Source organism: Streptomyces sp. NPDC042346, assembly GCF_055581845.1.
Genome location: NZ_JBVJEH010000004.1, coordinates 381,759 through 394,469 on the forward strand (window position 1 = coordinate 381,759; position 12,711 = coordinate 394,469).

10 protein-coding genes and 1 riboswitch are annotated in these 12,711 nt (G+C 74.2%); of the genes, 7 read left to right on the forward strand and 3 right to left on the reverse strand.

Annotated elements, in window-relative coordinates; translation table 11 throughout:
- Positions 1 to 27 precede the first annotated feature (27 nt).
- The gene (cobN, locus tag ACZ6K0_RS19700; RefSeq protein ID WP_469231096.1) at positions 28 to 3,702 is read right to left on the reverse strand and encodes a cobaltochelatase subunit CobN; all 3,675 of its coding nucleotides are present in this window, start codon (positions 3,700 to 3,702) and stop codon (positions 28 to 30) included.
- A 59-nt stretch (positions 3,703 to 3,761) separates the two neighbouring features.
- Positions 3,762 to 3,840: riboswitch (cobalamin riboswitch) on the reverse strand.
- 115 nt (positions 3,841 to 3,955) lie between these two features.
- Here cobN and ACZ6K0_RS19705 point away from each other — a divergent pair.
- From ACZ6K0_RS19705 to ACZ6K0_RS19720, 4 genes are all read left to right on the forward strand, one after another.
- A complete protein-coding gene (locus ACZ6K0_RS19705; RefSeq protein WP_469231483.1) occupies positions 3,956 to 5,323 on the forward strand; it encodes a cobalamin biosynthesis protein CobG in 1,368 nt (455 codons plus the stop codon).
- Positions 5,320 to 5,973: a precorrin-8X methylmutase gene (locus tag ACZ6K0_RS19710; RefSeq protein ID WP_376397438.1), complete on the forward strand. Its 654-nt coding sequence runs from the start codon at positions 5,320 to 5,322 to the stop codon at positions 5,971 to 5,973. Before ACZ6K0_RS19705 ends, ACZ6K0_RS19710 begins: the two co-directional genes overlap by 4 nt.
- Positions 5,970 to 7,472, forward strand: coding sequence for a precorrin-3B C(17)-methyltransferase (gene cobJ / locus ACZ6K0_RS19715; protein WP_376397441.1), 1,503 nt, complete (start codon positions 5,970 to 5,972; stop codon positions 7,470 to 7,472). Before ACZ6K0_RS19710 ends, cobJ begins: the two co-directional genes overlap by 4 nt.
- A gap of 314 nt (positions 7,473 to 7,786) precedes the next feature.
- On the forward strand, positions 7,787 to 9,196 hold the full coding sequence (locus ACZ6K0_RS19720) for a fibronectin type III domain-containing protein (RefSeq protein WP_469231098.1): 1,410 nt from the start codon (positions 7,787 to 7,789) through the stop codon (positions 9,194 to 9,196).
- A 2-nt stretch (positions 9,197 to 9,198) separates the two neighbouring features.
- Here the strand turns inward: ACZ6K0_RS19720 and ACZ6K0_RS19725 are convergent, their stop codons facing one another.
- On the reverse strand, positions 9,199 to 9,948 hold the full coding sequence (locus ACZ6K0_RS19725; RefSeq protein ID WP_469231485.1) for a cobalt-precorrin-6A reductase: 750 nt from the start codon (positions 9,946 to 9,948) through the stop codon (positions 9,199 to 9,201).
- A 48-nt stretch (positions 9,949 to 9,996) separates the two neighbouring features.
- On the opposite strand from ACZ6K0_RS19725, the gene ACZ6K0_RS19730 reads away from it, so the two are divergent.
- Positions 9,997 to 11,163: a cobalt-precorrin-5B (C(1))-methyltransferase gene (locus tag ACZ6K0_RS19730; RefSeq protein WP_469231487.1), complete on the forward strand. Its 1,167-nt coding sequence runs from the start codon at positions 9,997 to 9,999 to the stop codon at positions 11,161 to 11,163.
- A gap of 42 nt (positions 11,164 to 11,205) precedes the next feature.
- Complete coding sequence (locus tag ACZ6K0_RS19735; RefSeq protein WP_376397447.1) at positions 11,206 to 11,778, forward strand: GNAT family N-acetyltransferase; 573 nt, start codon at positions 11,206 to 11,208, stop codon at positions 11,776 to 11,778.
- 10 nt (positions 11,779 to 11,788) lie between these two features.
- Here the strand turns inward: ACZ6K0_RS19735 and ACZ6K0_RS19740 are convergent, their stop codons facing one another.
- A complete protein-coding gene (locus tag ACZ6K0_RS19740) occupies positions 11,789 to 12,463 on the reverse strand; it encodes a hypothetical protein (RefSeq protein WP_469231100.1) in 675 nt (224 codons plus the stop codon).
- Between the two features lie 100 nt (positions 12,464 to 12,563).
- On the opposite strand from ACZ6K0_RS19740, the gene ACZ6K0_RS19745 reads away from it, so the two are divergent.
- A complete protein-coding gene (locus ACZ6K0_RS19745; protein WP_015034725.1) occupies positions 12,564 to 12,638 on the forward strand; it encodes a 50S ribosomal protein bL37 in 75 nt (24 codons plus the stop codon).
- Positions 12,639 to 12,711: the final 73 nt, after the last annotated feature.

Genomic DNA, 12,711 nt, shown 5'->3' on the forward strand with positions numbered 1-12,711 from the left:
CGGAGACCGCGCGGACGTGGAGGAGGGTTACTCCTCGCCGTCGGACCCTGCGGCGCCTTCGAGGTCGCCTTCCGTCTCCAGGAAGACCTGGCGCAGGGCGGCCAGGGTCTCCGGGTCCGGCTTCTCCCACATGCCGCGGGACTCGGCTTCGAGGAGGCGCTCCGCGATGCCGTGCAGGGCCCAGGGGTTGGCTTCCTTGAGGAAGGCCTGGTTGTCGGCGTCGAGGACGTACTCCTGGGTGAGCTTGTCGTACATCCAGTCGGCGACCACGCCCGTCGTGGCGTCGTAGCCGAAGAGGTAGTCGACCGTCGCCGCCAGCTCGAACGCGCCCTTGTAGCCGTGGCGGCGCATCGCCTCGATCCAGCGCGGGTTGACCACGCGGGCGCGGAAGACCCGGGAGGTCTCCTCGACCAGCGTGCGGGTGCGGACCGTCTCCGGGCGGGTGGAGTCGCCGATGTACGCCTCGGGGGCCGTGCCCTTCAGCGCGCGGACGGTCGCCACCATGCCGCCGTGGTACTGGAAGTAGTCGTCCGAGTCGGCGATGTCGTGCTCGCGGGTGTCCGTGTTCTTCGCGGCGACCGCGATGCGCTTGTACGCCGTCTCCATCTCGGCGCGCGCCGGGCGGCCTTCGAGGCCGCGGCCGTAGGCGTAGCCGCCCCAGACCGTGTAGACCTCCGCGAGGTCGGCGTCCGTGCGCCAGTCGCGGCTGTCGATCAGCTGGAGGATGCCCGCGCCGTACGTCCCCGGACGGGAGCCGAAGATGCGGGTCGTGGCGCGCCGCTCGTCGCCGTGCTCGGCCAGGTCGGCCTGCGCGTGCGCCCGGACGTAGTTGTCCGCGGCCGGCTCGTCGAGCGACGCCACCAGGCGTACCGCGTCGTCCAGGAGGCCGATGACGTGCGGGAACGCGTCCCGGAAGAAGCCGCTGATGCGGAGGGTGACGTCCACTCGGGGGCGGTTCAGTTCGGCGAGGGGGATGGCCTCCAGGCCGTTCACCCGGCGCGAGGCGTCGTCCCAGAGCGGGCGGACGCCGAGCAGGGCGAGCGCCTCTGCCACGTCGTCGCCCGCGGTGCGCATCGCGCTCGTACCCCAGAGGGAGAGACCGACGGAGGTCGGCCACTCGCCGTTGTCCGTGCGGTAGCGCTCCAGGAGCGAGTCCGCGAGGGCCTGGCCCGTCTCCCACGCCAGGCGGGAGGGGACGGCCTTCGGGTCGACCGAGTAGAAGTTGCGGCCCGTCGGCAGGACGTTGACCAGGCCGCGGAGCGGCGAGCCCGACGGTCCGGCCGGGACGAAGCCGCCGTTCAGGGCGTGGACCGCGTGGGTCAGTTCGTTCGTGGTGCCGGCCAGGCGGGGAACCACCTGCTCGCAGGCGAAGCGGAGGACCGTCTTCACGGACTCCAGCTGCATGCCGTACGCGGTGCCGCCCATCGGCGGGGCGCCCAGGCCCAGGACGGCGGCGTCCGTGATCGCGTCCACGGACCAGCCGGCGGCCTCCATCGCCTCGACCACCCGGCGGGCGCGCTCCTCGATGTCGTCGGTCCGGGCCCGGTCCATGGCCGACTCGTCCAGGCCCAGCGCCTCGCGCAGGCCCGGCAGCGCCTGCGTACCGCCCCAGATCTGGCGGGCCCGGAGGATGGAGAGGACCAGGTTGACGCGGGCCTCGCCTTCCGGGGCGCCGCCCAGGACGTGCAGGCCGTCGCGGATCTGGGCGTCCTTGACCTCGCACAGCCAGCCGTCGACGTGCAGCAGGAAGTCGTCGAAGCCGTCGTCCTCCGGGCGGTCGTCCAGACCCAGGTCGTGGTCCAGCTTCGCCGCCTGGATCAGCGTCCAGATCTGGGCGCGGATCGCCGGCAGCTTCGACGGGTCCATGGAGGAGATCTGCGCGTACTCGTCGAGCAGCTGCTCCAGGCGCGCGATGTCGCCGTACGACTCGGCGCGCGCCATCGGCGGCACCAGGTGGTCGACGAGGGTCGCGTGCACGCGCCGCTTGGCCTGCGTGCCCTCGCCCGGGTCGTTGACGAGGAAGGGGTAGATCAGCGGGATGTCGCCGAGGGCCGCGTCGGGGCCGCAGGCGGCGGACAGGCCGGCGTTCTTGCCGGGCAGCCACTCCAGGTTGCCGTGCTTGCCCAGGTGGACCATGGCGTCGGCGCCGAAGCCGCCGTCCTCGGCGCGGGCGGCGATCCAGCGGTAGGCCGCCAGGTAGTGGTGGGACGGCGGCAGATCGGGGTCGTGGTAGATCGCGATCGGGTTCTCGCCGAAGCCGCGCGGCGGCTGGATGAGGACCAGCAGGTTCCCGCGGCGCAGGGCGGCGAGCACGATGTCGCCCTCCGGGTTGCGGGAGCGGTCGAGGAACATCTCGCCGGGCGCCGGGCCCCAGTGCTCCTCGACGGACGCGCGGAGCTCGGCGGGGAGTTCGGCGTACCAGCGCTTGTAGTCGGCGGCCGGGATGCGGACCGGGTTGCGGGCGAGCTGCTCCTCGGTGAGCCAGTCCTGGTCGTGGCCGCCGGCCTCGATGAGGGCGTAGATCAGCTCGTCGCCGTCGCCGGAGACGAGACCGGGGAGCTCCTCGGTCGGGCCGAAGTCGTATCCCTCCGCGATCAGGCGGCGGAGGAGGGAGACGGCGGAGGCCGGGGTGTCCAGGCCGACCGCGTTGCCGATGCGGGAGTGCTTCGTCGGGTACGCGGAGAGGACGAGCGCCAGCTTCTTCTCGGCGTTCGGGATGTGGCGGAGCCGCGCGTGGCGGACCGCGATTCCGGCGACCCGGGCGGCGCGCTCGGCGTCCGCGACGTATGCGGGCAGGCCGTCCGCGTCGATCTCCTTGAAGGAGAACGGGACGGTGATGAGCCGGCCGTCGAACTCGGGGACGGCGACCTGGCTGGCCGCGTCCAGCGGCGACAGGCCCTCGTCGTTCTCCTCCCAGTTCTCGCGCGAACCGGTCAGGCACAGCGCCTGGAGGATCGGCACGTCGAGCGCGGCGAGCGCGCCCGCGTCCCAGGCCTCCTCGTCGCCGCCGGCCTGCGCCTCGGCGGGCTTGGTGCCGCCCGCGGCGAGGACGGTGGTGACGATCGCGTCGGCGGTACGGAGCCGGTCGAGCAGCTCCGCCTCGGGGGCGCGCAGGGACGCCACGTACAGCGGGAGCGCCTGGGCGCCCGTGTCCTCGATCGCCTCGCACAGGGTGTCCACGAAGGCGGTGTTCCCGCTCATGTGGTGGGCGCGGTAGTAGAGCACCGCGATCGTCGGGCCGCTCTCGGTACGGGCCGTGCGCTCCAGGGGGCCCCAGGTGGGGGCGGCGGCCGGGGCCTCGAAGCCGTGGCCGGTGAGGAGGACGGTGTCGGAGAGGAAGCGGGCGAGCTGCTCCAGGTTCGCGGGGCCGCCGTGCGCGAGGTAGGCGTGCGCCTCGGTGGCGACGCCGACGGGGACCGTCGAGGTCTCCATCAGCTGCGCGTCGGGGGCCTGTTCGCCGCTGAGCACGACGACCGGCTTCCCGGTGGCGCGGATCGCGTCGATCCCCTCCTCCCAGGAACGGAGGCCGCCGAGGAGGCGGACGACGACGAGCTCGACGCCGTCGAGGAGGGCGGGCAGTTCGGCGAGGGGCAGCCGGGAGGGGTTGGCGAAGCGGTACTCCACCGGGCCCTCGGCCGAGGCGGCGTTCGCCGCGCGGGCACTGAGCAGGTCGGTGTCGGAGTGCGACAGCAGCAGAAGCATGGCGTGCGCAGGCCCTTCCTCGGGGTTGTCCGCGCCCCGGGTGGTCGTGTGGACGGCGGGAGTTCCTGGCTCACCCGTGCCATCGCTGGTACGGGCTCACAGTGGCGGGACCGCGCCGGATTCTCACCGGGCTTCCTCCCCGGGGCCCTGGGACCCCATGCCGATCTGCATCCTAGATCGTGGCGTCGTCGGGGCGGGGCGGGCCGTGGAGTCGGCCGGATCACACTCGGTGGCGGCCCGGTGCCCCGTGGGTATGCTCGCCGCCATGCCGCCCACCCCTCCCCCGACGCCCGAACGGGACGAAGCTCGCATACGGGACCGTGGCGACGCCTGCCCCGGGGCGCTGCGCCTGCACGCCGCCGACGACGGCCGGCTGGCCCGACTGCGGCTGCCCGCAGGACGCCTGACGTCTCGTCAGGTCGAGGCTCTGGCGACGGCCGCGGAGTCCCTGGGCGACGGGCGGATCAGCCTCACCTCCCGGGGGAACGCGGAGCTGCGCGGCCTCGCGGAGGAGTGCGGGGCGGAGCTCGCCGCACTGCTCGCGGAGGCGGGCCTGCTGCCCTCCCCCACCCACGAACGCGTCCGCAACATCGTCGCCTCGCCCGCCGCCGGTCTCGACGGACTCGGCGGCCCCGAGGTCCAGTTGTGGGCCCGCGAGCTCGACGGGCTGCTGTGCGGCGAGCCGTGGGCCGCGGCGCTTTCCGGCCGATTCCTGTTCGTGCTCGACGACGGGCGCGGTGACGTGGCGGGGCTCGGCGGCGATGTGACCTTGGTCGCAGTGGAGCCGGGGACGGCGGTCCTGTACGTCGGCGGGCGGGCCTTCCGGGTCGGCGGAGCCGACGCGCCCCGGGCCGCGCTCGCCGCCGCCGGGGCCTTCCTGGACGCCGCCCGCACGGCCGGAAACGGCGCCTGGCGGGTGCGGGAGCTGCCGGAGGACCACGCCCCGGACGTCGCGGGCGCGCTCGCCCGCGCGGGGATCGCGGCGGAGCCCGTACCAACGCCACACCTACGTGAGCGCGCGCCCCTCGCCCCCGGGCCCCTCGGCGCCACCGCCCTGTACGTCCTCGCGCCCCTCGGCCGCCTCACCGCCGCCCAGCTGCGCGCGCTGCTGCCCGCCGACGAGGTACGGCTGACGCCGTGGCGCGGTGCCGTCGTCGTCGGGGCGCGGGCGCGGGCGCGGGCGACGGACGCGGACCGGCTCGGGGAGCGGCTCACGGACCGGCTCACGGACCTCGCCTCGTACGGGCTGATCACCCGCCCCGACTCCCCCTGGGCGGGCGTCGGCGCCTGCACCGGGCGCCCCGGCTGCGCCAAGTCCCTCGCGGACGTCCGCGCCGACGCGCACCCGGGGTCCGCCGGGCCGCTCCCGTCCGCCGGGCCGCTCCCGGGTTCCGCCGGGCCGCTCCCGTCCGCCGGGCCCCACCCGGGTTCCGCCGGGCTCCTCCCCGTCCACTACTCCGGGTGCGAGCGCCGCTGCGGGCACCCGCACGGCGCCTGGGTCGACGTCGTCGCCACCGCCGACGGCGCCTATCTGGTGGACGGCGTCCCCACCCCCCGTACCGCCCTGCCCGAAGCGGTGACCCACGCCCGCACGAACCCCGCCACCACGACGACGAGATGAGCGAGAGCACCAGGATGTTCGACTACGAGAAGGACGGGGCGGAGATCTACCGCCGGTCCTTTGCCACGATCCGCGCCGAGGCGGAGCTCGCGGGCCTGCCCGCCGACGTCGCCCAGGTGGCGGTCCGGATGATCCACGCCTGCGGCATGACCGATCTCGTCCAGGACATCGCGTACTCCCCCCAGGTCGTGGCGAACGCCCGCGAGGCCCTGCGCGCCGGAGCGCCGATCCTCTGCGACGCGCAGATGGTCGCCAGCGGCGTCACCCGCAAGCGGCTGCCCGCCGACAACGAGGTGATCTGCGCGCTCTCCGACCCGGCCGTACCGGGCCTCGCCGCCGAGCTCGGCACCACCCGCTCCGCCGCCGCGCTCGAACTCTGGCGGGACCGCCTCGAAGGCTCCGTCGTCGCCATCGGCAACGCCCCCACCGCGCTCTTCCACCTCCTGGAGATGATCGCGAAGGGCGCCGGGAAGCCCGCCGCCGTCCTCGGCATACCGGTCGGCTTCATCGGCGCCGCCGAGTCCAAGGACGCGCTCGCCGCCAACGTCCTGGACCTCGACTACCTCGTCGTACGGGGCCGGCGCGGCGGCAGCGCGATGACCGCCGCCGCGATCAACGCCCTCGCCCACGAAGCGGAGATCCAGGCATGAGCGGGACGGACGCCGTGACCGGCAAGCTGTACGGGGTCGGGCTCGGCCCCGGCGACCCGAACCTGATGACGGTCGCCGCCGTGAAGGCCATCGCCGCCGCCGACGTCATCGCGTACCACTCGGCCCGCCACGGCCGCTCCATCGCCCGCTCCATCGCCGCCGAGCACATCCGCGAGGACCACGTCGAGGAGCGGCTGATGTACCCGCTCACGGTGGAGACCACGGACCACCCCGGCGGCTACCGGGGCGCCCTGAACGACTTCTACGAGGAGGCCGCGGCCCGGCTCGCCGCCCACCTCGACGCCGGCCGCACGGTCGCCGTCCTCGCCGAGGGCGACCCGCTCTTCTACGGCTCGTACCAGCACATGCACAAGCGGCTCGCGGACCGCTACGACACGACCGTCATCCCCGGCGTCACCTCGGTGTCCGCCGCCGCCGCCCGGCTCGGCGAGCCGCTGTGCGAGGCGGAGGAGGTCCTCACGATCATCCCCGGCACGCTGCCGGAGGACGAGCTGACGGCCCGTCTCGCGGGCACCGACTCGGCGGTCGTGATGAAGCTCGGCCGCACCTTCCCCACCGTGAAGCGCGCCCTGGAGCGGGCGGGTCGGCTGGACGACGCGCGGTACGTGGAGCGGGCGTTCATGGCGGGCGAGCGGACCGGCGACCTCGCCGGCATCGACCCCGAGTCCGTCCCGTACTTCTCGGTCGCGGTCCTCCCCTCCCGCGTCGACCAGGAACCCCCGGTACGGGAACGGGGCGAGGTCGTCGTCGTCGGCACCGGGCCCGCCGGCGCGCCCTGGCTGACGCCCGAGTCGCGCGGCGCGCTCGTCAACGCCGACGTCCTCGTCGGCTACACCACCTACCTGGACCGGGTGCCCGAGCTGCGCCCCGGGCAGATCCGGCACGGCTCCGACAACAAGGTCGAGTCGGAGCGCGCCGAGTTCGCGCTCGACCTGGCCCGGCGCGGGCGCAAGGTCGCGGTCGTCTCCGGCGGCGACCCGGGCGTCTTCGCCATGGCCACCGCGGTCCTGGAGGTCGCCTGCGAACCGGAGTACGCGGACGTGCCCGTACGGGTCCTCCCGGGGGTGACCGCGGCCAACGCGGCCGCCGCCGCCGCGGGCGCCCCGCTCGGCCACGACTACGCCACCATCTCGCTCTCCGACCGGCTCAAGCCGTGGGACGTCATCGAGGCCCGGCTGCGGGCCGCCGCCGGCGCCGACCTGGTCATCGCCCTCTACAACCCGGGCTCCAAGTCCCGTACGCACCAGGTGGCCGCGGCCCGCGACCTCCTCCTGGAGCTGCGCGCCCCGGAGACCCCGGTGGTCGTCGCCCGTGACGTGGGCGGCCCGGAGCAGTCGGTGCGCGTCCTGACGCTGAAGACCCTGGACCCGTCCGAGGTCGACATGCGCACCCTGCTCCTCGTCGGCTCGTCGCAGACGCGGGCGGTGGAGCGGGCGGACGGCCGAACGATCGCCTGGACCCCGCGCCGCTACGGCTGACGCGCTAGCCGCTCGTGTTCCCGTCGTAGTGCGTGAGGCGGTACGACGGGGGCTCCCGTCGTAGTGCGTGAGGCGGTACGACGGGGGCTCCGGCTTCGACGCGGAGGCCGGTGGGGAGACGGTGTCGGCGGCGCCCCGGGCCGCCTTGCCGACCTCGCGGACGCCGTATCCCTTGAACGCCGGACCGAATCCCCTGTCGCGCGGAAGGAACCCGCCGGTAGAGTCCCCCACCGGCGGAACACCGGCCCCACCCGCACCGCCCCTTCCCCCACGCGCCATCTGTTCCCGCAGGTCCGGAAAGGGCCCCACTCTTCGTGATCACTCGTACCCGGCTGAGCGCGCTGGCCACCACGGCCGCCCTCGTCGCATCCGGCGGCCTGCTGACCGCCACCCCGGCCGCCGCGGCCGTCACCTGCGCGTCCCCGCTGTGGAAGGCGGAGTACTACGCCAACACCACCCTCACGGGCACGCCCAAGCTGACCACCTGCGACAGCGTCATCGCCGAGAACTACGGCCTCGGCGACCCGGCCGTCACCACGCTGCCGAAGGACAACTTCGGCGTCCGCTGGACCCTCAGCCGCGACTTCGGCTCCGGCGGCCCCTTCACCTTCACCGCCGAGGCCCAGGACGGCATCCGCGTCAGCCTCGACGGCGTCCGCAAGATCGACCTCTGGAAGAACAACTCCACCACCCAGAAGAAGACGGTCGACCTCACGATCCCGGCGGGCCGCCACACCCTCACGGTCCACTACGTGACCTGGACGGGCGCCGCGAACGTCAAGGTCGGCTACGCGCCCCGCACTTCGGCGACCGTCGACAAGGTCCGGCCCCTCGCGCCGGCCGGCTTCACGACCGCCTACGACAAGACCCTCAACAAGGTCACCACGCGCTGGACGGCGAACAAGGAGATGGACCTCGCCGGTTACCGCGTCTACCGGCGCCTCACCGGCACCACCGCCTGGTCCCGCGTCGGCGGCACCACCTCACCGCTCACCACCACCACGTTCACCAACAGCCCTCCGCCCACGGGGCAGGCGTACGCGTACGAGATCCGTGCCGTGGACAAGGCGGGCAACGAGTCCCTCGGCACCGTCGACCTCCCCGTCACCTCCGTGGACCGGACGGCTCCGGGCGCGCCGACGGGCCTGAAGGCCGTGCGGGCGTCGACCGGGGACGCCGTCCTCACCTGGACCGCGCCCTCCGCGACGGACGTGGCCGCGTACCGCGTCTACGTCGACGGTGTCCTCACCGAGACGGTCACCGACACCCGGTACGTCCACCCCTGGGGCGACTACGGCACGACGTACCAGTTCACGGTCAAGGCCGTGGACCGCGCGGGCAACGCCTCCGCCGCCGCGGCGACCTCGTTCACGACCTCCGGCGACCGCGTCGCCCCGGCGCCGGTCACCGGCCTGAAGGCGACCCCGCGCGAAGACGGTGTGTTCCTGGAGTGGACGCCCAACCAGGAGCCGGACGTCAAGCTCTACAAGATCTACAAGGCCGAGTGGTACGACGACGGCGAGGGCACCACGGGCTGGCTCGCGCACAATGTCGAGCTCCTCACGAAGGACGCGGACTCCTACCTCCACGAGAGCGCGGCGGACGGCGAGAACGTGCTCTACGGCGTCGTCGCCATCGACGCCTGGGGCAACGCGCTCGACGCGACGGACCCGGCCATGAACTGGGTCGAGGTCACCGAACTCGGCACGCCCGAGGCCCCGTAGCCCTAGGCGGGCAGCGCCGGCGCCCAGGCGGCGGCCTCCTCGGGGGTCGCCGCCGTGGGGACGCCCTCCGGGACCGGGGGGCGGCGGACCACCACGACCGGGATGCCCGCCTCGCGGGCCGCGGTCAGTTTCGGGGCGGTCGCCGCGCCGCCGCTGTCCTTCGTCACCAGGACGTCGATCCGGTGGCGGGCCAGCAGCTCCCGCTCGCCGTCCAGGGTGAAGGGGCCCCGGTCGAGGAGGATCTCGGTGCGGGCCGGCATCGGGGCGTCCGGGGCGTCGACCGAGCGGACCAGGAACCACTCGGGGCGGTCCGCGAAGGACGCGAGGCCCAGGCGGCCCGTGGTCAGGAAGACCCGGTCGCCGAGGCCGTCCAGCGCCCCGGCCGCCTCCTCCAGGGAGGCCGCGGAGTGCCAGTCGTCGCCCGCCACCGGGACCCAGCCGGGACGGCGCAGCGCCAGCAGGGGAACATGGGCGGTGGCGGCCGCCCGGGCCGCGTTGAAGCTGATCCGCTCGGCGAAGGGATGGGTGGCGTCGATGACCGCGTCCACGGCGTGCTCGCGCAGCCAGGCCGCGAGACCGTCCGCACCGCCGAACCCGCCGATCCGGACCTCGCCGGCCGGCAGCCGGGGGTTCGTCACCCGTCCCGCGAGGGAACTGGTGACCCGGACCTCGCCGGTCTCGTCGTGCTCGCCGTGCAGCAGTCCGGCGAGCGCGCGGGCCTCGGTCGTCCCCCCGAGAATGAGTATGTGCAGCACAGGAGCCTCTTCGTGAAGTCGGGCAGCGGGACAGCGGGCGGCGGGATGCCGGGCGGCGGGCGCGAGGCCCAACTCAAGCACACCGGTCTGCGCCCGGGGTGGACGACCGGTGCCTGTGCGACGGCGGCGACGACCGCCGCGTACACGGCGCTCCTCACCGGCGAGTTCCCGGACCCGGTGACGATCACGCTCCCGAAGGGACAGACGCCGGCGTTCGCGCTGACGGGCGAGTCCCTGGCGGCCGGTTCGGCCATGGCGGCCGTCGTGAAGGACGCCGGCGACGACCCCGACGTCACCCACGGCGCCGTGATCCGCTCGACGGTACGGCTCCTGCCGCCCGGCTCCGGCGTCGTCTTCCGGGCGGGCGAGGGCGTCGGCACGGTCACGCTCCCCGGCCTTCCCCTGGAGGTCGGCGAACCCGCGATCAACCCCGTGCCCCGACAGCTGATGCGCGAGCACGTCGCCGCGGTCGCCGCCCGGCACGGGGCGCCCGGGGACGTCGAGATCACCGTCTCCGTCGACAACGGCGCCGAGATCGCCCGCTCCACCTGGAACCCGCGGATCGGCATCCTCGGCGGCCTGTCGATCCTCGGCACGACCGGCGTCGTCGTCCCGTACTCCTGCTCGGCCTGGATCGACTCCATCCGGCGGGGCGTGGACGTGGCCCGCGCGGGCGGCCTCACGCACGTCGCCGGCTGCACCGGCTCGACCTCCGAGAAGACGGTCGCGGGGATGTACGAGCTGCCGGAGATCGCCCTCCTCGACATGGGCGACTTCGCGGGCGCGGTCCTCAAGTACATCCGGCGCCACCCCGTGGACCGGCTCACGGTCTGCGGCGGCTTCGCCAAGCTGTCCAAGCTGGCCGCGGGCCATCTGGACCTCCACTCGGCCCGCTCCCAGGTCGACAAGGGCTTCCTCGCCGATCTGGCCCGCACCGGCGGCGCCTCGGAGTCCCTGGCCGCGGAGATCGCCGGGGCGAACACGGGCCTCGCCGCCCTCCGCCTCTGCGAGGCCGCCGGCGTCCCCCTCGGCGACCTGGTCGCCGCCCGCGCCCGCGACGAGTCCCTCGCGGTCCTGCGCGGCGCGCCCGTCGCGGTGGACGTGATCTGCATCGACCGCGCGGGCACGGTCGTGGGCCGCTCGTCGGTACGGGGCCCGGGCGACGCGCAGCTCGGCCCGGGGGACGTACAGCTCGGCCCGGGCGACGCGTAAATCGCCGCGACAGCGCCCGGCCCCGCCGCCGAGAATCCCGGGATGACCGACTTCTCGCACAAGCCCACGCTCACCGGCGACCTCGTGACCCTCCGTCCCGTCACGGAGGACGACGTACCGGCGCTGCTGCCGCTCTACGAGGACGCGGAGGTCATGCGGCTGACCGGCTGCCACACGCACTTCGAGGAGCCGGCGCTGCGGAAGTGGTACGCCTCCCGGGGCGCCCAGGACGACCGCCTCGACCTCGCGGTGGTGGAGCGGGCGACGGGCCGGGTCGTCGGCGAGGCCGTGCTCAACGAGTGGGACGAGGAGAACGAGAGCTGCTCGTTCCGCATCGTCTTCGTCCCGGACGCGGTCGGCCGCGGCCTCGGCACGGAGGCGACGCGCCTGATCGTCGGCCACGGCTTCGATGCCCTCGGCCTCTACCGCGTCCACCTGGAGGTCTACGCCTTCAACCCCCGCGCCCGCCGCGCCTACGAGAAGGCCGGCTTCACCGCCGAGGGCGTCCTGCGCGGGGCCCTGCTGTGGCAGGGCGAGCGGGTCGACGCGACGGTGATGTCGATCCTGGCACCGGAATGGGCGTCACAGGGAGCGGCTGAGGGGGCGGCGGTCTGAGCCGGACCTCTCAGCCCGGGTAGCCGATCTCCCGTACGTCCTCCGCGAGGGCGGCGAGGTCCGTCTCCGGGTTGAGGGTCGCCACGAGCTCCGGGGTCAGGGGGCGGAGGGCGAGGACGTGGCGTACGGCTTCGAGGTCGACGGGGCGTTCGTAGTGGTCCGCGGCCCACTCCGCGTACGCCTCCGCCGAGCGGTCCGTGAGGAGGCGGAGGAGGCGGCCGGAGCCGTCCGGGTCCTCGTGGCCGTCCAGGTCCGGGAAGGCGACCGATCCCGTGCGCCAGGCCGTGTCCGCGGGCTCGCGCCACAGGCAGGCGGTGGTCACGTGCACCCCGTCCTCGTCCGTGAACGCGGGCTCCGTCAGGTACTCACGGAAGGCCTCCGGGACCCCGTCGAGCACCCCGGGCCAGGTCTGCCCGTCCGCGAGCGGCCCGAACGGGCTCAGCGGCGACTCGTGGTCGAAGACCCTCGCGTACGCCCCCGCCGGCGAGAGCACGATCGTGTACTCGTCGCCCGAACCGTTCTTCATCGACGCCAGCTGCTCGCTCTCCGACCAGTGCGCGTCGAAGGAGTAGTACCGGCCCTCCCACTCCGGGCAGAGGACGGCGTCCAGCATCGCGAGCCCCCGGGAGTGGTCGCGCAGTTCCTCGATGCCCGGCAGCGCCCGGGCCACGTCGTAGACAGTCACCGGTCCATGAGACAACACGGCTCCGACGGCCGACGTGCGGCCCCCTCGGCCCGAATCTAGGCTTACCGGGACATACCCCCCACGAGCGAGAGGGAGTCCCATGGCGAAGCGAGGCAACAAGCGGCGCGCCCGCAAGAAGAAGAACGCGAATCACGGCAAGCGGCCGAACGCGTAGGGCAGCAGACGCGGCGGGGCCCCGGGGATCGGACTCTTCGGGGCCCCGCCGCGCGCGGTCAGCAGACGGGGCC